This window comes from Corynebacterium sp. Marseille-Q4381, assembly GCF_036881695.1.
Taxonomy (GTDB): Bacteria; Actinomycetota; Actinomycetes; order Mycobacteriales; family Mycobacteriaceae; genus Corynebacterium.
The window spans coordinates 1-18,748 of the sequence record NZ_JBAJNR010000008.1; the positions used below are offsets into that span (position 1 = coordinate 1).

General features: G+C 67.1%; 16 protein-coding genes and 1 pseudogene. 9 read left to right on the plus strand and 8 right to left on the minus strand.

Annotation, left to right across the window (positions count from 1 at the left end):
• The 3 genes and pseudogenes from V6D40_RS07855 to V6D40_RS07865 form a co-directional block, all read right to left on the minus strand.
• Nucleotides 1-1,920 (minus strand): annotated as a pseudogene (locus tag V6D40_RS07855) (hypothetical protein); the annotation flags it as partial.
• A gap of 124 nt (nucleotides 1,921-2,044) precedes the next feature.
• The gene (locus V6D40_RS07860; protein WP_334289807.1) at nucleotides 2,045-2,572 is read right to left on the minus strand and encodes a hypothetical protein; all 528 of its coding nucleotides are present in this window, start codon (nucleotides 2,570-2,572) and stop codon (nucleotides 2,045-2,047) included.
• Nucleotides 2,573-2,583: 11 nt separating this feature from the next.
• Entirely contained in the window at nucleotides 2,584-3,339 is a 756-nt protein-coding gene (locus tag V6D40_RS07865; protein ID WP_334289808.1) for a hypothetical protein, read from the minus strand.
• Between the two features lie 117 nt (nucleotides 3,340-3,456).
• Here V6D40_RS07865 and V6D40_RS07870 point away from each other — a divergent pair, with 117 nt between their 5' ends.
• The 6 genes from V6D40_RS07870 to V6D40_RS07895 all read left to right on the plus strand — a co-directional run bounded on the left by V6D40_RS07870 (nucleotide 3,457) and on the right by V6D40_RS07895 (nucleotide 11,953).
• The gene (locus V6D40_RS07870) at nucleotides 3,457-4,038 is read left to right on the plus strand and encodes a TetR/AcrR family transcriptional regulator (protein WP_334289809.1); all 582 of its coding nucleotides are present in this window, start codon (nucleotides 3,457-3,459) and stop codon (nucleotides 4,036-4,038) included.
• Between the two features lie 25 nt (nucleotides 4,039-4,063).
• On the plus strand, nucleotides 4,064-6,241 hold the full coding sequence (gene glgX, locus V6D40_RS07875; RefSeq protein WP_334289810.1) for a glycogen debranching protein GlgX: 2,178 nt from the start codon (nucleotides 4,064-4,066) through the stop codon (nucleotides 6,239-6,241).
• A 37-nt stretch (nucleotides 6,242-6,278) separates the two neighbouring features.
• Nucleotides 6,279-7,709: an exonuclease domain-containing protein gene (locus V6D40_RS07880; protein ID WP_334289811.1), complete on the plus strand. Its 1,431-nt coding sequence runs from the start codon at nucleotides 6,279-6,281 to the stop codon at nucleotides 7,707-7,709.
• A gap of 59 nt (nucleotides 7,710-7,768) precedes the next feature.
• Entirely contained in the window at nucleotides 7,769-8,380 is a 612-nt protein-coding gene (locus tag V6D40_RS07885) for a hypothetical protein (protein WP_334289812.1), read from the plus strand.
• An 84-nt stretch (nucleotides 8,381-8,464) separates the two neighbouring features.
• Nucleotides 8,465-10,933 carry a malto-oligosyltrehalose synthase gene (gene treY / locus V6D40_RS07890; protein WP_334289813.1) on the plus strand — a complete coding sequence of 823 codons (2,469 nt, stop codon included), beginning with the start codon at nucleotides 8,465-8,467 and terminating at the stop codon, nucleotides 10,931-10,933.
• Between the two features lie 3 nt (nucleotides 10,934-10,936).
• Complete coding sequence (locus tag V6D40_RS07895) at nucleotides 10,937-11,953, plus strand: GTP pyrophosphokinase (RefSeq protein WP_334289814.1); 1,017 nt, start codon at nucleotides 10,937-10,939, stop codon at nucleotides 11,951-11,953.
• 20 nt (nucleotides 11,954-11,973) lie between these two features.
• Here V6D40_RS07895 and V6D40_RS07900 read toward each other — a convergent pair whose 3' ends face one another.
• The 3 genes from V6D40_RS07900 to V6D40_RS07910 are packed head-to-tail and all read right to left on the minus strand — an operon-like array spanning nucleotide 11,974 to nucleotide 13,241.
• Complete coding sequence (locus tag V6D40_RS07900; protein WP_334289815.1) at nucleotides 11,974-12,357, minus strand: RNA-binding S4 domain-containing protein; 384 nt, start codon at nucleotides 12,355-12,357, stop codon at nucleotides 11,974-11,976.
• Nucleotides 12,358-12,369: 12 nt separating this feature from the next.
• Nucleotides 12,370-12,603, minus strand: a complete 234-nt coding sequence (locus V6D40_RS07905; RefSeq protein ID WP_334289816.1) for a hypothetical protein — start codon at nucleotides 12,601-12,603, stop codon at nucleotides 12,370-12,372.
• Nucleotides 12,600-13,241 carry a YigZ family protein gene (locus V6D40_RS07910; RefSeq protein ID WP_334289817.1) on the minus strand — a complete coding sequence of 214 codons (642 nt, stop codon included), beginning with the start codon at nucleotides 13,239-13,241 and terminating at the stop codon, nucleotides 12,600-12,602. Before V6D40_RS07910 ends, V6D40_RS07905 begins: the two co-directional genes overlap by 4 nt.
• 26 nt (nucleotides 13,242-13,267) lie before the next feature.
• Here V6D40_RS07910 and treZ point away from each other — a divergent pair, with 26 nt between their 5' ends.
• Nucleotides 13,268-15,013, plus strand: a complete 1,746-nt coding sequence (gene treZ, locus V6D40_RS07915; RefSeq protein WP_334289818.1) for a malto-oligosyltrehalose trehalohydrolase — start codon at nucleotides 13,268-13,270, stop codon at nucleotides 15,011-15,013.
• Between the two features lie 22 nt (nucleotides 15,014-15,035).
• Here treZ and ilvA read toward each other — a convergent pair whose 3' ends face one another.
• Nucleotides 15,036-16,316 carry a threonine ammonia-lyase IlvA gene (gene ilvA / locus V6D40_RS07920; protein WP_334289819.1) on the minus strand — a complete coding sequence of 427 codons (1,281 nt, stop codon included), beginning with the start codon at nucleotides 16,314-16,316 and terminating at the stop codon, nucleotides 15,036-15,038.
• Between the two features lie 141 nt (nucleotides 16,317-16,457).
• Between ilvA and V6D40_RS07925 the strand changes: the two genes are divergently transcribed.
• Together V6D40_RS07925 and V6D40_RS07930 are read left to right on the plus strand one after the other, a co-directional pair.
• Nucleotides 16,458-16,844 carry a hypothetical protein gene (locus V6D40_RS07925; protein WP_334289820.1) on the plus strand — a complete coding sequence of 129 codons (387 nt, stop codon included), beginning with the start codon at nucleotides 16,458-16,460 and terminating at the stop codon, nucleotides 16,842-16,844.
• Nucleotides 16,845-16,899: 55 nt separating this feature from the next.
• Nucleotides 16,900-17,367: a hypothetical protein gene (locus V6D40_RS07930; protein ID WP_334289821.1), complete on the plus strand. Its 468-nt coding sequence runs from the start codon at nucleotides 16,900-16,902 to the stop codon at nucleotides 17,365-17,367.
• A gap of 93 nt (nucleotides 17,368-17,460) precedes the next feature.
• Here the strand turns inward: V6D40_RS07930 and V6D40_RS07935 are convergent, their stop codons facing one another.
• Nucleotides 17,461-18,669 carry a cobalamin-independent methionine synthase II family protein gene (locus V6D40_RS07935; RefSeq protein ID WP_334289822.1) on the minus strand — a complete coding sequence of 403 codons (1,209 nt, stop codon included), beginning with the start codon at nucleotides 18,667-18,669 and terminating at the stop codon, nucleotides 17,461-17,463.
• Nucleotides 18,670-18,748 lie beyond the last annotated feature (79 nt).

Below are 18,748 nucleotides of genomic sequence, written 5' to 3' on the forward strand. Positions count from 1 at the left end.
CGCCCGGCCGCCAGCAACCGGTGCACCGCCCGCGATCACCGGGCGGATTCCCCCGTTCGCGCCCGCTGCGTGAGCGCCACCGGCAGCGGAGCCAGCTGTACCAGCGCCGCCGTAGGTGCCGTGGGTGCCGTGAGGGGTAGCGCCGGCTCCCCCGCCCGGCGCGCCGGGCACCCCCATGGACCCCATCGGCGCGGCTGCCCCTGAAGCCGAACCCGGCGCGGCGTGTACGCCTAGCTCTCCCACGTGTGCCCCCGCACCGGCCGGAACCGCGCCGCTGCGGTTCACCCCGTTCGGCCTCGGCACCGCGCCCCCGCCGAAACCAACTGCGTTCGCCGGCGCGGACGCGATGTTCGCGAGCTGAGCTGCAGCGTCAGCCGAGCGGCCAAGCGCTCCTGCGGTGCGCGCCCCTCGCGACAACGCGTCGGTGTGCGCGACCACGCGTCCCGGAGCGCCCGGGACCGCGGGGCCGAAGCCTGCCGGTAACGGCCCGGCAGCCCCGCCGCCGAGTAGTGCGGGCGCAGGAAGCGCCTTAGTCCTCGCTCCCGCCGTTCCCGGGGCGCCGGCCACCGCCGGCGGCGCTGCCGTCTGCCCACCGTGCGTGGCCACTGCCGCGCTCGGATTTCCCGCGGCGCCAGCCGGGGACAAGGCGCTTGGCGCACGCTGGCCCGGCGCGTTGTGCGCCCGCGGGGCGGCCAGCGCCGGCAGAGCCAACCCTGCGGATGCGGCGCTGCTTACAACTCCAGCCGCGGCGGTGCCGATGCCTGACACACGCAGCGCCGCAGCGCCCGAGTTCAGTCCCGGGTGCAGGCTCGGGGGCATGGTGGGCGAGGCGGCCGACGCCACCTGCGTCTGGGTTGCGCCCGCCCTGATCGCCTCCACGACGTCCGGCGTCACTTGGCCGTAGGCGTGCACCACGTCGTCCGGGGTCACGGCGTGCGCCAAATCGGCGTGTCCGATGGCCACGAAGGAATCGCGGACCATCTCCGGCAGCGGCGAGCGCTCGAAGGAGGGCGCAGCAGGCTGCGGCATCTCGCCGATGCGGAATGGGTTGCCCGAAATGCGGTCCAAATCCGGGTAGAGCTTGCTGAACGCCGGCACCGTTGTTGTCAGCGACGCGCTCGCGCGCGGGCCGAAGGCGGAAAGAAACGTCGCCTCGTAGACGGGGCGGATGTGCAGCGGCAGCGCTGCCGCCACCGCCGCTGCTGCCGCGGCCAGGGCCGTTTCCGCCGAAGTGGTGGTAGCCAGCGAGGTGTTGTGCGCGGACATGGCGCGGGCTCGCATGGCGTACATGCTCGCCGCGCGCTGGATCTTATTTACCCGCTCATCCGCGCGGCGCACCCACGCCGTGTCAAGCGACGTCGCGAGCTTCTGCCGCACCCCGAAAAGGGAATGGACGGCAGCGTCGAGCCGACCCGCGACGTGGCCCCAGTAAGCGGCTTCGCTTGAGGCGGCGGAAACTCGGGAGGTTGACATCAGGCGCTCGAGCAGCCGCAGATTTGGGGGCGCGACGGCGACTGGCGGAAGTGCGGTGATCGGGGTAGACGCGGCGTGGGCGGGAAGGTGGGCGGGTTGGAGGGAACCCGTAGCGCCGCCAAGCGCATGCTGCCCTCCCGCTTCAATGCTGCGAAACGCCCCTGCCAACGTGCCGTCGGTTCGCTCCATGTTGGCGAGGTTGACTTCGGCGGCGTGCGCCGTGTCGTTGAGCTGCGCCGCCATCACGCGGAACGCCTCGGGCGCGTGAAAGCTGGAAACCTTGCCTAGGGATCGGCCGGCTTCGCGAAAACCCGACGCCTGGGAGTACCCCGCCAGGCCTGGGCGGAAGCCGCCGAGGTTGTCGGCGAGCAACGAACGCGCTTCGGCGCGCAAGAGCTTGGTCGCGATGTGGAGTGCGTCGGTGTCGATCGAAACGTTTGAGCCCATGAATTCCCCCGGGTGACTTTTAACAGGTGAGCGGTCTGGGCGAAACGTTAACCGCCGCGCGCAGGCAGAAACAGGGGCTGCGCGCACACTTCAGTGGTCGTTGCAGATCAGGGGTCGCCGCCGCTTACCGGCCTTCCGCCGCGTAAGCCATGACGCTGCGTATCCAAAACGTAAACGCCGCGATAAACGGGGCGACCAGCCAGACCACTGGCTCCGTCACCGGCGGGGCAACCCGGGACGGGTCGCTGCGGTGGAGCAGACCGGCGGCCACGTCCCCGGTGGCGAGCGCTGCGAACGTGGCCGCAACACCGCACACCGCCAGCCACAGGAGATACAGCGGGCCCCCGCGAGCCTTGCCGCGGCGCACCTGCGCCCACGCAACCGCGGCGAGCACCGCCCCGATCACCGCGGCAGCGAGACAGAACCAACCAACACCAGCAAACGCGGCGTTGGGGGAGCTGGCGTCTTGGTCGACGATGGGCACGCCGTCGACCACCTCAATGACAAACGCGGGGCGGGCGAACCCCCACACTGCGCCGCCGACAATGCCGAGGAGGAGCGCGGCGGCCAAAAGCCCTGCCCCGGCGCCGATTGCGCGGGGCAGTCGTCGGCGCACCGGGGTCGGGGCTTGAATGAGTTGTGGCTCGGTCACAGCCGGCGAGTTTAGCTGTTGCAGACCTTCCAGCGGCCATCCTCCTTGGCAAACAGCTGGACGTTTTCGGAGGTGTTGCCCGCAGCCTTCGAGGTCACGGTGGCGGAGGCGCGATCACCATCGACGCGCACGTCCGCTACTGACACCTCGGTCTTCGGCATCTCGATCGCGGAGCCTTGCTCCTCTTGGGCCGCCATGATCTGCTCGACCATGTCGAGGGTCAAGCCCTGCTTCTCAAACTCCTCGAGCGCCGGTTCGCGCACCGCGGCGCAGGAGTTGTCGAGGATGACGCGGGTCCACTTTGCGAAGGACTCGGGGTTGGTGACCTTCCGCACGACCTCCTCGATCTCGCGGCGCTCCGCCGCCGTGCCTTCGCGCCCGCCGGCAACCGGCTCGTAGGTCGGCACCTCGAAGCCCTCCTCCAGCGGGTTGATGATGGTTGGGATGGCCTGGTCGCCCTGCTGGTTCGGCGCAGGAGCCGCGGCGTCATCCGCCGGCTTCTCCCCATCGTTCGGCTTGCCGTCCCCCGGCCTGGCCGCGTCGCCGTTGTCCCCCGGCGTCGCTGGCTCGGCCGCCGCGGATGTGGCAGCGTCCTGCGCTGCGTCAGCAACCGTGGCCTCGCCCGGCGCCGTCGCCGCGGTGGACAACCCGCCGCCGGTCGTTTCGGTGTCGGAGCCGCACGACACCAGGGTGAGCGAAAGCGCGGCGGCGGCGATTGCACCCGCCGCGGACTTCGCTGCCGACATTGAGGCGGTGGAAAGGGTCACTGCAACATCTCCTCGCGGTTGAAAGTTCTTTGAGCATTCTACCAACGGGTTTCTGGCGCATCCGTGCATCGAACTAGCCAAGGCTCTGAACGTTGTCTGTGAGTACTGTGTACGACCATGCAACTCAGCCAGGACGCAATTACGCAGGCCGCGATGAATATATTGCGCCAGTACGGCCTGGCGGATGTGTCGATGCGCAGACTCGCCACCTCCCTCGGCGTGGCCCCCGGCGCGCTGTACTGGCACATCGAAAGCAAGCAGGAGCTCATCTCCAACATGGCCGCGGAGATAGTCCGCCCGGTGCTCGAGCACGGCGCTCCAGGGGACCCTGCAGAGCTCAGCGCGCTTTTGCGCCGGTCGCTGTTGAGCGTGCGCGACGGTGCGGAAGTTGCGGTCGCCGCGATCGGGCAGCCGGGCACCGCCCTGCGGGGGAAATTGGTGGACGCGTTCGCGGCTGCTGTGGCGGGGTGGGTAGGTGGGACTAGGCGGGCGTCGGCAAGCGAGCAGCTCGCCGCAGCCAACGGGCTGCTGCACCTGACCCTTGGTGCTGCGTCCGTGGAGCAGTCTGGCGCTCAGCTTGCTGCGGCGACCGGGAGCGAGACAGCGGCGGAGCTCTCCCCCGTCGAGGCGGAGGCTCAACACCGAACCGCTGTGCAGCTGCTCCTGCGCGGCCTGGGCGCGGTTGGCGAAGGCGTGTAGGGGGTCTCGACTACGATCAGTCGGCATGACTGAAGCCACTCACGAGCAGCCCGCCGCGACTCCCGCACCGGAAACGTGGCCGGGTACCGCCTACCCCCTCGGCTCCACCTACGACGGCGCAGGAACCAACTTCGCGTTGTTCTCGAACGCCGCCGACAAGGTCGAGCTCTGCCTGATCGACGAGGACATGAACGAGACCCGGGTCGAGCTCGACGAAGTGGACAACTACGTCTGGCACGCGTACCTGCCGGGTGTCGCCCCCGGGCAGCGCTACGGCTACCGCGTTCACGGCCCGTGGGACCCGGCCAACGGCAAGCGCTGCGACCCGAACAAACTTCTCGTCGACCCGTACGCGCGCGCGTTCGACGGCGACTTCGACCAGCACTCCTCGCTGTTCTCCTACGACATCCACGCCGAGGAGCCGGGCACCGGCCGCAACGAGGAGGATTCGCTGGGACACACCATGCTCAGCGTGGTGATCAACCCGTTCTTCGACTGGGGTGACGACCGCAGCCCGAATATCCCGGACGAGGAGAGCGTGATCTACGAGTGCCACGTCAAAGGCATGACGATGACGCACCCGGACATCCCGGAGAACCTCCGCGGCACCTACGCCGGCATGGCGCACCCGGTGATGATCGACTACCTGCAGGACCTCGGCGTGACGTCCATCGAGCTGCTGCCCGTCCACCAGTTCCTGCAGGACGACCGCCTGCGCGACTTGGGGCTGCGCAACTACTGGGGCTACAACACCTTCGGTTTCTTCGCCCCGGAGAACAACTACGCCTCCACCGACCGCCCCGGCGACGCGGTGGCGGAGTTCAAGCAGATGGTGCGCGCCTACCACGAGGCGGGCATGGAGGTCATCCTCGATGTGGTGTACAACCACACGGCCGAGGGCAACCACATGGGCCCGACTATTGCGTTCCGCGGCATCGACAACGAGGCGTACTACCGTCTAGTTGACGGCGACAAGTTCCACTACATGGACTACACCGGCACCGGCAACTCGCTGAACGTGCGCGACCCTCACTCGCTGCAGCTGATCATGGACTCGCTTCGTTACTGGGTCACCGAGATGCACGTCGACGGCTTCCGCTTCGACCTCGCCTCCACCCTGGCGCGCGAGTTTTCCGACGTGGACCGTTTGGCGACCTTCTTCGATCTCGTGCAGCAGGACCCGATCGTCTCACAGGTCAAGCTGATCGCCGAGCCGTGGGACGTGGGCGAGAACGGTTACCAGGTGGGCAACTTCCCCTCGCTGTGGAGCGAGTGGAACGGCAAGTACCGCGACACCATGCGCGACTTCTGGCGCGGCGAAGCCTCCACCCTCGGCGAGTTCGCGTCCCGCCTGACCGGCTCGTCGGACCTCTACCAGCACAACGGCCGCCGCCCTTCGCACTCGATCAACTTCATCACCGCCCACGACGGGTTCACGCTGAACGACCTGGTGAGCTACAACGAGAAGCACAACGAGGAAAACGGCGAGGACAACCGCGACGGCGAGAGCCACAACCGCTCCTGGAACTGCGGTGAGGAAGGCCCGACCGACAACCCGGAGATCCAGCAGCTCCGCGCGCAGCAGCGCCGCAACTTCCTGACCACCCTGCTTTTGTCCCAGGGCACGCCGATGATCGCCCACGGCGACGAGTTCGCGCGCACCCAGGGCGGCAACAACAACGTGTACTGCCAGGACAACGAGATCGCGTGGATGAACTGGGACCGGCTGGAAGAGGCCGAGGATCTCCACGGGTTCACCAAACGCCTCATCGCCATCCGAAAAGCGCACCCGGTGTTCCGCCGCCGGCGCTTCCTCTCTGGCGGCGCGCTGGGCGAGGACGTGGTGGACCGCGAAATCGCCTGGCTGGTGCCGGACGGCAAACTGATGACGCAGGACGACTGGGACTACGCCTTCGGCAAGTCGCTGATGGTCTACCTCAACGGCGACGGCATCACCGAGCAGGACCGCCGCGGCCGCAAGGTCAGCGACGACTCTTTCGTGCTCATGTTCAACGCGCACTACGAGGCCATCGACTTCACAGCCCCGCCGGAGCAGTACGGTGCGAGCTGGGAGGTGCTGATCGACACCACCGAGCCGCTCGGCTACCCGGCGGAGAAGTCGGTGCTCAAGGCCGGCGACACCACCACGGTGCCTGCGCGCTCCACGCTGGTTCTGAAGCAGGTCGAGCCGCCGGTACGCTAGACGCTTTCACCGGATTGGTATCTCAAGGAGGGCCAGAATGATTACCGCTAAGCGCGCGCGGATTTCTGTCACGGCGAGTGAAGTGGTGGTGACCCCCACCGCCCTGGCGGCGTCGTTGCAGGCGAGCTCCTCCGACACCCTGGTGGAGCTGGCCGCTATCACAAACGTCACCGTCCACCCCGGCGACGCGTGGGATGAAGGCCGCGTGGAGCTTGCCACGGCCCGCGGGACCGAGGTAATCGAGTTCAGCCCCGGCGACAGCGACGGCCCGGACGCGTTGAAAGCGATGGTGGACAAGGCGCTGCGCGGCGACGCCCCGGACGCGGCCGCGGCGGACGGGCAGGCTGGTATCCCCGGGTTCGACTTCGTCGCGTTCGACGTGGAGACGGCGAACCAGAACTGGGGTTCCATCTGCCAGATCGGCATGGTGAAGATCGTCGACGGCGAGGAAGTCGACCGCGTGATGTGGAAGTGCTGCCCGCCGAAGGGCATCGACGCCTTCGACCCGTTCAACGTGGGCATCCACGGCATCACCCAGGAATCGGTGGCCGATTGCCCGGGCGTGGGCGAGCTCATCGCGTCGGTTGAAGAGTTCGTCGGCGATTTGCCCCTAGTTGCGCACAACGCCCAGTTCGACGCATCCGCGCTGCGCGACGCGGCCGTTGCCTCCGGTGTTGCGGTGCCGAAGCTGATGTTCGCCTGCACCCTGGCGCAGGCCCGTGCCACCAAGCTCGACGTGGTGAACCACAAACTGCCGACGCTCGCCGAGCACTTCGGCGTGGCGCTGGATAACCACCACGACGCTGGTGCAGACGCCTTCGCGTGCGCCGGCATCATGGTCGGTCTCGCGCGCCAAGCTGCGTACGAGGGGTCGCTGATGGGCTTCGTCCACGACGCGGGTTTCGCGCTCGGTTCCATCGACGCCGACCGCGTCACCCCGGTGCTGCGGGACCGTTCCGGTGCCATGCGCGCGCTGCAGGTGCAGAAGGTGCAAGGCGGCGGCATGTCTGCTGCGGTCGACGCGGTCTCGCAGCCGCAGGGCAACAACCAGGGCGACGGCCCATCGCGCGGGGCGGAGCAGGCTTCGGATACCGCTCCGGCCGCGTCCGAGCCGGCGAGCGGGGGTAAGGCGAAGCGCAGCGCCCCGCCGTGGCAGGCTGTCGCGACCCCGGACACCATCCCGGACCCGAACCCGAAGGCTGACCCGGATTCCGCGCTCTACGGTGAGAACGTCACGTTGACCGGCGATTTCGAGCCCTACGACAAGGGCGAGCTATGGGCGGGTATCGCGCACCACGGCGGCCAGGTGGGCAAGAACGTGACGAAGAAGACCACCATCCTCGTCACCGGCGAGTGGGCCACTATGACGTCCAAGGAGAAACGCGCCCGCGAGCTGCAGGACAAGGGCCAGGAGATCCAGATCTGGACCGCGGAGCAGCTGCTCGACGCCCTCGGCTACGAGCGGTAGGGCAAAAAGATTTTTGCTTGGCGACGGAACCGCCGCCCTCCCCCGCGCGTCTAATACACATGACGCACGCCCTCGCTTACCCCGTTTCGCCCTTTGCTCCGGCGCCGTTTCCGCACCAGCAGCTTCACCCCCGCCTCGCTCGCCGCGAGGAGATCACCGCGGGCGGTGCAAAAGCGTGGATTACCCCGGGGTTTAGCGCTTCCACGGCGTTTATCTCCTTATCGCCCGGGCTGGTCTGCGTGTTCGACGGGATTGCCGCGGCCGGTCACGGCGAGGCCTTAACCCACCAGCAGATCGGCTCCCTGGGGCTCACGGCGCACCAGGCGTGGAACGCGGCCGCCGAGACGCTGCGCGCTACCGCTGTGACGGAGGGAGACGTGGAGTTTTGGTCGCGCCCCGCCACCGTTGCGCTGGGCGACGGCGCGCCGCCCGGGGTCGAGATCCGCGGCGGGACGCACACGGCGGCGGCGTGGCTCGCCCACCCGAGAACCTTTGAAGTCATCCACAGACATTTCTCCACCGTGCTGGCCCCCACGGGCGAACTTAGCTACTTCTCGCGCGACCAGCGGGAGCTGTTCATTTTCGACGCGCACCGCGACGACATCACGCGCGCGTTGGGCCCGGTTGCGCTCATGCGCTACTCGCTGGGTTTCCCGCTGCTCTTGCGCTAGCGCCGGCGGGCGCGGCCAATCACTATGGTTGAACACGTCTGCCGCAACCTCAACGCGGCTGCAAGCCAAGAAGAAAGTTGAACCATGCGCCGGCCCATCACGTCCACCTACCGCCTCCAGCTGCGCGGACCCAACGCTGACCCGTCCGGCCGCAAGTTCGGGTTCGCAGAAGCTGCAGAGCAGGTGCTTTATCTGCGCGATCTCGGGGTCAGCCATATCTACCTCTCCCCCATCTTCGCCGCGGTACGCGAGTCGAACCACAACTACGACGTGATCGACCCGACCGAGATCAACCCGGAGCTGGGAGGCATCGAAGGTTTGCGGGAGCTCGCGCGGGTGGCGCACGACGCGGGCATGGGTCTCGTGCTGGACATTGTCCCGAACCACCTCGGTGTGGAGACCCCGCGCACGAACGCTTGGTGGTGGGATGTGCTCAAACACGGGCGCGATTCCGAGTTCGAGCCCTACTTCGACATCGACTGGCACGAGGACAACGGCGCCGGCGGCAAGCTCGGTCTGCCCGTCCTTGCGGTTGAGGGCGACGAGGAAAAGCTTGAGCTCGTCCAGCTCGGGCCCGAGGAGTTCCCCGCCGGCGCCGCCCCCGGCGGCGAGGTGGTGCTGAAGTACTTCGACTCTTACTTCCCGGTGCGCCCGGGCACCTTCGGCTCGCTTGCCGACGACCCCGTGGAGGTCTACGCCAAACAGTCCTACAAGCTGATGTACTGGCGCGACGGCGTGATCTCCTACCGCCGCTTCTTCTCTGTCAACGGGCTCGCCGGCATCCGCCAGGAGGACGAGGCAGTGTTCGAGCACAGCCACCGAGCCCTGCGGCAGCTGGTCGACGAAGACTTGATCGACGGCATCCGCGTCGACCACCCAGACGGCCTCACCGACCCGTTCGGCTACCTCACCCGCCTGCGCAAACTCATCGGCCAGGACCGGTGGCTAGTTATCGAGAAGATCCTCGCCGTCAACGAGCCGCTGGACCCGCGCCTCAACGTCGACGGCACCACCGGCTACGACGCCCTGCGAGAACTCGACGGCATCTTCATCAACCCCGACGCCGAGGACACGATGTCCATGCTCGCGTTGCAGCAATGCGGCTCCACCTGGGACGAGGCCGCGATTGAGGCGGCGGAGCACCAGCTCAAACGCGACGTCGCACAAAATGAGCTCGGCGCCGAGCTGCAGCGCCTCGTGCGCGCCATGCGCCGGGACAACTTTTCCACCGCGGGCCAAGACGTGAGTGAGGGCGACCTCACAGACACGATGGTCGAGCTGTTGGCCTCGATACCTGTCTACCGCGCCGACTACCGTTCTTTGTCCCGCATCACCTCGACGGTGGTTGCGGAAATGGCGCGGAAGCAGCCGGCGAGGCGCGACGCTTTGGACCTCATCGCCGCGGCAATGCTCGCCGAGGGCGAGGCCAAGATGCGCTTTGCCCAGGTTTGCGGCGCGGTGATGGCGAAGGGCGTGGAAGACACGCTGTTTTACCGGGCGAACCGCCTCGTTTCGCTGCAGGAGGTCGGCGGCGCGCCGGGGCGTTTCGGTGTCGGCGCAGCCGAGTTCCATCTCCTCCAGCAGGAGCGCGCGCAGTTGTGGCCGCACGCGATGACCTCGCTCACAACGCACGACACGAAGCGCACCGAGGACACGCGCGCCCGCATCGGCGAGATCGCCGAGGTTGCCGACGAGTACGCTGAGCTGACCCGCCAGATCTTCGCCATTGTTGCGCCGCCGGACACGGCCACCGGGCATTTCCTGCTGCAGAACATCGTTGGTGTGTGGCCCGCCGACGGCGAGGTGACCGAGACCCTGCAGGAGCGCCTCCACGCCTACGCGATCAAGGCGGTGCGCGAGGCCGGTGTGAACACGACCTGGTTCCACCAGGAACCGGAGTACGAGGCTGCGGTGACGGACTGGATCGACGCGGTGTTGTTCGGCCCTGTGGCTGGACCGATCACGCAGTTTGTGGCCCGCCTGCACCGCGGCGCAGTGACTGTTTCGCTTGGCAGGAAGCTGATGCAGATCGCCGGCGCCGGTGTCCCCGACACGTACCAGGGCCAGGAGTACTTCGACCTCTCCCTGGTCGACCCCGATAACCGCCGATTTGTCGATTACACCGCCCGCGCTCAGACATTGGCGCAGTACCGCGAACGCGATGTCGAGGAGAGGCTCACCGGTTATCTCGGTGGCGATCTCACCGGCGCAGGCGCCAGCGTGGCCAAACAGATCGTAGTTAGCGAGGGCCTCAACGCCCGGCGCGAGCACCCCGAGGTCTTCCTCGAAGGCAGCCACCAGGCGGTGTTCGCTGTCGGAGAGGCGAAGGACCATTTGGTCGGCATCGCCCGCGCCGACCAAGCAATTGCGCTCGCCACCCGCCTGCCGCTGGGGTTGGAAGCCCGCGGGGGCTGGGGCGCGACAACGGTGCAGCTGCCCGACGGCGCGTGGCGCGACCGGTTTAGCGGCCGAACCTTTTCCGGCACCGTGAAGGTGGCGGACGTGCTCACCGAGCTACCTTGTGCTTTGCTGCTGAAAACGAGCGAGAGGTAGCCGGTGGGCAAACAGAAGAAGGTTTCTGACGAGACGATCTCGCGCCTCGGCTCCACCTACGCGGAGTGGGTCCGTGCAAACGAGGGCGTTGCGGCGGTGTTCCGCGACGCGCTCAACGAGCTGATGCGCGACGCCGGCGTGAACTTCGACCGGGTCGAAGTGCGGGTGAAAACGTGGCCGTCGTTAAAAGCGAAGGCCCGCAAGCTGGGGGCGGACGGCGAGCCGCTCTACCCCGATCCGTGGAACGACATCCGCGACATCATCGGCGCGCGCATCACGGTGCTGCACTCGACGGAGATCCCGGCCGTGCAGCGGCTGCTGGCGGACCAGTTTGAGGTGCTGCGCAGCGTAGACAAGGCGCAGGAGACGCGGGTGGCCGGCGGATTCGGCTACGGCTCCCACCACCTGCAGGTGCGCGTCACCGAAGAATCGGAAGGCCTCGAGCGCTACGTCGGCACCGTCTTCGAGGTGCAGGTGCGCACCGTGCTCCAGCACGCGTGGGCGGAGTTTGAGCACGACATCCGCTACAAACGGTCCGCGGGCGTGCGCCTCGATCCCGAGATTGACCGCGCCTTCACCCTCGCCGCCGGGTTGATTGAGTTAGCTGACCAGCAGTTTGACCAGATCGCAGGCATCGCAGGGCCACAGAAGGCTCACACCGTGGGCGCCGAGGACGCTGAGATCTCACCGGAGACGCTCCCCGGATTGCTGACTATCATGCTCGGTTCGCACTTCCCGCTCTCGCGGGCGAACGATTACCGCTTCCTCAACGAGCTGCTGCGCACCCACGGCATCGAGCAGGTGGGGCAGTTGTCTGAGCTCACCAATCCAGCGGACGTCGAGGCGGTCAAGAACGCTCTCGCCCACCCGTTCGTCCCGGGCCAGGTGCGTATCGTGGACGACCTGCTACTCAACCGCTTCGGATCGGAGCACATCGATAAAACCTGGGACGCCGGAAACCGGCCGAAGGAGCGCAGGGAACGTCTCACGCGGCGCCTCGCCCTGCTGCGAGGCGCCTAGCGCCTAACCCCCAACAACCACTAGCGCTCTCGCCCCAGCAACCGGTCGGTCTGGCGGCGCTCCTTCTTTGTCGGGCGACCCGCTCCCCGGTCGCGCTTCGGCAACGTGGCGAAGATGTCCATCGGGGGCGGCGGCGGGGAGATGTCGATGTAGCACTGGCGGGCGACCGGAGCACCGACGCGCCTGCGCACCGTAGCCGTGACCTCGAACTCGAGGTAACGGTGGTCCTTCCACACGCGGACGTGATCGCCCGGGACAACCTGGGTCGCGGCCTTCACGGTCTCCTCGTTCAGCTTCACGTGGCCGGCGCGCACTGCTTCGGCGGCCTGGCTGCGCGTTTTAAAGATCCGCACCGCCCACAGCCATGCGTCGATGCGGACGGCGGAACCATCGGGTTGGGTCATAAACGGCAGGTCTTAGTACTCGTCGACGTGGTTGACAATCTTTTGGGCCTTGTTCCAGTTCACGTACCCGCCCACGACGGCGACGACGAAACCGAGGACAAGCAGGCTCCACTGGCCGGTCAGAAGCAGCAGCACCACGCCGCCGGCTACGCCGCCGCCGGTCCAGGCAGCGGCCGCGTTCATGTGCTTGCGCATGGCCTGCTTGCGCTGCTCGATGGGGTTGTTGGGTCGCGGCTGCATTGTCATGGGGTTAATTCTACCCACGTCTGCCCTGCTGCTTTGACGGTGGCGGTGCCTTGGGTGAGGGAGGCTAGGTGGGCGTCGATAAGCGAGCGCTCCCCCGGCGCAAAGCCGAGCGTGTAGCGCGCCAGCGAGCCGTACTCCACCCCCACCACCTCGGTGCCGGCGTTGCGCAGCTCGGCCTCGATGCGTCCCGCCTCCGCGTGCGGCAGGTCGACGGTGACCAGCTCCTTGACCGCCCGAGTGGTGCGGGTGACCTGCTCCAGCGCCTCGGACACGGAGTTCGTGTACGCGCTGACCAGCCCGCCGGTGCCAAGCTTCACCCCGCCGAAGTAGCGGATCACCACCGCGGCGACGTCGAGCATGCCGGAGCCTTTCAGCACCTCCAGCATGGGTTTGCCAGCAGTGCCCGAGGGCTCGCCGTCGTCCGAGGAGCGCTCGATGGGCTGCGCGCCGTCGACGTGGACGATGAACGCGGAGCAGTGGTGGCGCGCGTCCGGGTACGCCTCGCGCGCCTTAGCAATCAGCTCACGTGCTTCGTCCTCGGTGGCTGCGCGGTTGACCCACGTGATGAACCGGGAGCGTTTGATCTCGAACTCGTGGGTCACCAGCCTTGTCGCTGGGCGTTCGTAGGAGGTACGCATCGTTTCCAAGATAGTACGGTGGCGGTATGTCTGGTTTTGAGGTTTGGGCTCCGTACGCACGAGACGTGAAAGTGGTGATCGACGGATCCGAGCACCCCATGGCCGAGCGCGGGCGCGGCTGGTGGGACTCCGACGAAGAACCGCGCGAGGGGCAGCGCTACGCTTTTTCGCTTTTCGACGGCACATCATGGTCCAAACCCCTCCCCGACCCGCGCACCCGCCTCCAACCCGACGGCGTGCACGGCCCCTCCGAGGTCGTGCCGGCGGACTTCGAGTGGACCGACAGCGACTGGTCGGGCCTGCATCTGAAGGACCAGGTGCTCTACGAGCTTCACGTGGGTACTTTCACGCCTGAGGGAACCTTCGACGGGGTGATCAGCAAGCTGGACTACCTCGCCGACCTGGGTGTGAACTCGATTGAGCTGCTCCCCGTCCAGCCGTTCGCCGGCGAGCGCAACTGGGGATACGACGGCGTCGACTGGTTCGCCGTGCAGCAGTCCTACGGCGGCCCGCAGGGGCTGAAGAAGCTTGTCGACGCGGCCCACAACCGCGGCATCGCCGTCATCATGGACGTGGTCTACAACCACTTCGGCCCCGAGGGCAACTACAACCCGTGCTTCGGCCCCTACATCACCGCGGGCCACACGAGCTGGGGCGACGTAGTCAACATCTCCGGCCCGGGCTCAGACGAAGTGCGCGCTTACATCCTGGACGCGGTGCGCCAGTGGCTGGGCGAGTTCCACGTCGACGGTTTGCGCCTCGACGCTGTGCAGGCGTACGACGACCGTCGCGCGTACTCCATCATGGAGGAAATCCGTTGGGTGGCAGACGACATCGCCGAGCGCACCGGGATCCCCCGCACCATCATCGGCGAGACTGACCAGAACGACCCGCGCATTGTCAACGACGAAACCCGCGGCGGCTACGGTCTGTCGGCCCAGTGGTGCGACGACCTCCACCACTGCGTGCACTCGCTGATTACCGGCGAGCGCCAGGGCTACTACGTGGACTACGGCTCGATCGAGCAGCTCGCCGCCACGCTCAGCAACGCCTACCGCTTCCGCGACACTTGGTCCGAGTACCGCCAGCGCACCCACGGCCGCCCGCTGGATCTAGCGCACGTGGCCCCGTGGCGGATGATCACCTACACCACCAACCACGACCAGACCGGCAACCGCGCCGCCGGCGACCGCCCGACCGCAACCCACACGCCCCAGCAGCTTGTGCTGCGCGCGGCGACGATCCTTATGTCCCCGTTCACCCCGATGCTGTTCATGGGCGAGGAGTTCGGCGCTGACACGCCGTTCGCATTTTTTGTCTCGCACTCCGACCCCGAGCTGGTGCGCATGACGCGCGAGGGCCGCATGCAGGAATTCTCCCGCCAGGGCTGGAACCAGGCCGAGGTGCCGGACCCCGCGGAGCAGTCGACGTTCGACTCGGCGCGCCTCGAGTGGGATCACACCGCCCAGCAGGCGGAGATCTTGGCCGCGTACAAGCAGCTTCTTGCTTTCCGGCGCACCCACGCCCCCGCGCGCGACGATCTCCGCGAACTCTCCGTCGAACACGGCAGGGCCGGCGACGGCGAAACGAGCGGCGGCTGGCTGCTCATGGGCGAGCGCGGCGGCGACGTCATCTTCGCCGCGAACTTCAGCGCCGAGCCCGCCACCGTCCCAGCCGGCGGCGAGCTGCTCTACTCGTTTACCTCGCCTGAGGTGGGTGAGAACGAGACCGTGCTCGACCCGTGGGGCTTCGCCCTGATCAAGCAGCGGTAAGTCGACGCCGAGGCACGGCCGTCTACCCGGAGACGATGTATTCGTACTCCGGGGTCCCCGGCTCGAGGCGGCGGCACTCAATCGGCGAGTCCGCCATCCGCTCGAGCAACGGATCAAGATCGCTGGCGCGCGTGAGCTCCAAACCGACCAGCGCCGCGCCAGTTTCGCGGTTGTTCTTCTTTAAGTACTCGAACAGCACGATGTCGTCGTCCGGGCCCAAGATCTCTGTGAGGAACGTCCGCAGCTGTCCCGGCTCCTGCGGGAAGTTCACCAGGAAGTAGTGGCGCAGACCCCGGTGCACCAGGGAGCGCTCCATCACCTCGGCGTAGCGCAGCACATCGTTGTTGCCGCCGGAGATAATGCACACCACGGTCGAGCCCGGCTGGATCGTCATCGCGTTCAGGCCGGTCACGGCGAGCGCGCCGGCGGGTTCCGCAATGATGCCCTCATTCTGGTACAGCGCCAGCATTTCGGTGCACACAGCGCCCTCGTCCACGGCAAGCAGGTGCGTGCGGCCCTGGTTTCGCTCAACGACCTCGAACGGGAACGCCCCGATGCGCTTCACCGCCGCGCCGTCGACGAACGGGTCGATGTCGGTGAGCGTCACCGGCTCACCCTGTTTCAGGGCTTCGCTTAACGACGCCGCGCCCCTCGGCTCCACCCCCACCACAGCAGTGCGCGGCGACATGTCTGCGAAGTAGGACGTCACACCCGCGATCAGGCCGCCGCCGCCGACTGGAACCACAATCGTGTCCACCTCATGCCCCAGTCCTGTCAGCTGCGCGAGTACCTCTGCTGCAACTGTGCCCTGCCCAATGACCGTGTCGCGGGAGTCGAACGGCTCAATCATCTTCGCGCCGCGGGCGGAAGCGTCCTCGCGCGCGGCTTGCGCCGCCTCGTCGAAGGTGTTTCCGGTGACCACGAGCTCGATGGCGTCCCCGCCGTGCACCCGGATGCGATCGCGCTTCTGCTTCGGCGTCGGCTTCGGCACAAAGATCTTGCCTTGGATGCCAAGCGTGCGGCACGCGTACGCCACACCCTGCGCGTGGTTGCCAGCCGACGCCGCGACCACACCTTTGGCCCGGTCCTCGTGGCTGAGCCCTGAGATACCGAAGTAGGCGCCGCGGATCTTGTACGAGCGCACGTCTTGAAGATCTTCGCGCTTCAGATAAATATTCGCCGAATACTGCTCCGACAGGCGCGGGCAGTACTGCAGCGGCGTCGGATCAATCACCGACGAGATGCGGGCCTGCGCGGCCTGAATATCGGCGGCGTGCACGGGCTGGAACTTCGCGGAAGTCATGGTGTTACATCCTATCCCCCGCCGGGGCGCGCTCTGCGTTCCGTGTGGGCGCAGGCTGATCACGGGCTGTCATTTGCAGGCAAACCTGCTAGGTTTTTACCCGGTATTTTCCCTTTCCTTCGCTTTCTTAGGAGACCTCAGATGAAGCGCATTTCTACCGCTCTTGTTGCGGCCACCGTTGCCACCGGCCTCGCCCTGACCCCGGCCGGCGCCGAGACCGCCGCACCGCAGCCGGAGACCGGAGTCACCGCCACCACCAACGGCGCTGCCGAGGGCCAGCCTACTGGCGAAGACAAGACCGGCACCGACAAGGCTGATAGCCAGAACCCAGGCGACAAGAAACCTTCCAAGCCGGCGAAGAACAGCGGTTCCTCCACGGGCAAGCTGGTCGCCGCAGCGACTGGCATCACCTCCGCAGTGCTCACCACCGCGATCATCGTGTTCTCCAACCCGGCCGGCATCAACAAGGCGGTCGACCTGCTGAACGCGAACTTCGGCCTGGGCCTTCCTCACTTCACCCTGTTTTAATCACGCGTAACCGAGTGCTTCCGATAGCCGGCCCAGTGGAGTAGAAACTACAGTTATGAAATCTCGTACCGCCATCGCGCTGCTCACTGCGGCGGGCCTCGGCCTGACCGGTGTCGCCTCGGCCAACGCGGCCAACGCGGCCAACGGCAGCTCCAGCTCGAACGGGGTTGCGTCCGCCACCGTCACCGCAACCCCAACCACGACCCCCATCGCCACGCCGACGACAACCTACCCGGTCACGGCGACGTCCACGGTGGTGGGCTCTGACGGCGTCACCACGGTCGTCGAGTCGGTGACAGCCGAGCCCACCACCGTCACCTACACCCCGCCGAAGCCCACAGACGCGAGCTCCAAGATGATGGAGCTGAGCACGCTTTCTGAGCGCGGCCAGACCATCTTCATGGTCATCAACGCCGTGCTCACTGTCCTCGGCATCGCGATCCAGGTGGCGACGGCCGTGCTGGCGTCGAACCCCGAGATGGTCGACCAACTGCGCGCCTGGCTGGAGAGCCTAGATATTTAACCGGCTCCAGCAGCTCAGCCGCAGAAGACTGAAAGCCCCCGCTTCCCCGGCCGCCGACGGCGCCGGAGAAGCGGGGGCTTCGCCTTTCGCCTTCTAGCCGAACAGCTCCTCGGAAGCGATGCGGGCGCCCTCAACGAGGGACTCGAGCTTCGCCCAGGCAATCTGGCGGTTCAGGCGGCCGCCCAGACCACAGTCGGAGGACGCGATGACGTGCTCAGGACCTGCCGCCTCAGCGAACTTCAGGATGCGGTCTGCCACCAGGCGCGGGTGCTCGACCGCGTTGGTGTTGTGGGAAATCACACCCGGGTAGATGAAGGTGTTCTCCGGCAGCTCGCGGTTCTCCCACACGCGCCACTCGTGGGCGTGGCGCGGCGACGCACCCTCGAAGGAGTAGCCGCCGACCTCGGCGCGCAGGATCTCGTCGATGATGTCCTCGAACGGCACATCGGTGACGTGCGGGCCGTGCCAAGAGCCCCAGCAAATGTGCAGGCGAGTCTGCTCCTTCGGCAGGCCTTCAAGCGCGGAGTTGATCGCGTCGATGCGGATGCGCAGCCATGCGCGGTAGTCCTCGATAGACGGCTCGGGGTTGATCTGGTCCCACGACTCGGCCAGGTCCGGCGCGTCGAGCTGCACGGTGAAACCGGCGTCGGTGATCGCCTTGTACTCGTGCGCCATCGCGTCGGCGCACGCCTGCACCAGCTCTGCGTCGCTGCCGTAGTGCTCGTCCTTCAGGCGCGCGGCGGAGCCCGGGGACAGCGCGGCGACGAAGCCGTCGGTCGCGCCGGCCTTCTCCATCGCGGCACGCATCAGCTTTACGTCGGTCTCCACCTGGTCCTGGCCGATGTAGGTGATCGGTCCGGTGAACTTCGGGTTACCCACCTTGGCGCGGCCGGTGAAGATGCCGGAGTTGGGGTCGTTGTAGGCGTCAGCGAACAGGGCGCGGTCGCGGCGGTCCGGGAAGCTCGTCAGCTGGATGTTGCCCGGGGTCGAGCGCTTGACCTCCTGGCTCGCCCAACGGTCCTCGTCCGTCATGGTCAGGCCGCCGAGGCGGGAGAAGGAGTAGTTCCACCACGCGCCGTAGTCCACGGCACCCGAGGTGATGTGGCCGTACTCGCCCTCGTTGACAATGTCGATGCCCATATCGACCTGGCGCTTCACCACCTCGTCGACGGCGGTCTCGAGAACACCGAAAAATTCCTCGTCGCTGATCTCGTTGTTCGCGCGTCGCTCGTTCGCCTCAAGCAGAGCGTCGGTGCGCGGCAGGGAGCCGACGTGTGTGGTGCGGATCTTCTGGGTTGCCATGTGGGCATTCACTCCAATGCGTATGTAGGTGATACGTCCAACACAAAGGGTACGCCCCCGCTCCGCCAGCGAAACCTCC

Excerpts from the sequence above, each read along its gene's own strand:
- V6D40_RS07870 (WP_334289809.1), top strand. The coding sequence starts at position 3,457 with ATGCAACTCAGCCAGGACGCAATTACGCAGGCCGCGATGAATATATTG.
- glgX (WP_334289810.1), top strand. The coding sequence starts at position 4,064 with ATGACTGAAGCCACTCACGAGCAGCCCGCCGCGACTCCCGCACCGGAA.
- V6D40_RS07880 (WP_334289811.1), top strand. The coding sequence starts at position 6,279 with ATGATTACCGCTAAGCGCGCGCGGATTTCTGTCACGGCGAGTGAAGTG.
- V6D40_RS07885 (WP_334289812.1), top strand. The coding sequence starts at position 7,769 with ATGACGCACGCCCTCGCTTACCCCGTTTCGCCCTTTGCTCCGGCGCCG.
- treY (WP_334289813.1), top strand. The coding sequence starts at position 8,465 with ATGCGCCGGCCCATCACGTCCACCTACCGCCTCCAGCTGCGCGGACCC.
- V6D40_RS07900 (WP_334289815.1), bottom strand. The coding sequence starts at position 12,357 with ATGACCCAACCCGATGGTTCCGCCGTCCGCATCGACGCATGGCTGTGG.
- V6D40_RS07905 (WP_334289816.1), bottom strand. The coding sequence starts at position 12,603 with ATGACAATGCAGCCGCGACCCAACAACCCCATCGAGCAGCGCAAGCAG.
- V6D40_RS07910 (WP_334289817.1), bottom strand. The coding sequence starts at position 13,241 with ATGCGTACCTCCTACGAACGCCCAGCGACAAGGCTGGTGACCCACGAG.
- treZ (WP_334289818.1), top strand. The coding sequence starts at position 13,268 with ATGTCTGGTTTTGAGGTTTGGGCTCCGTACGCACGAGACGTGAAAGTG.
- ilvA (WP_334289819.1), bottom strand. The coding sequence starts at position 16,316 with ATGACTTCCGCGAAGTTCCAGCCCGTGCACGCCGCCGATATTCAGGCC.
- V6D40_RS07925 (WP_334289820.1), top strand. The coding sequence starts at position 16,458 with ATGAAGCGCATTTCTACCGCTCTTGTTGCGGCCACCGTTGCCACCGGC.
- V6D40_RS07930 (WP_334289821.1), top strand. The coding sequence starts at position 16,900 with ATGAAATCTCGTACCGCCATCGCGCTGCTCACTGCGGCGGGCCTCGGC.
- V6D40_RS07935 (WP_334289822.1), bottom strand. The coding sequence starts at position 18,669 with ATGGCAACCCAGAAGATCCGCACCACACACGTCGGCTCCCTGCCGCGC.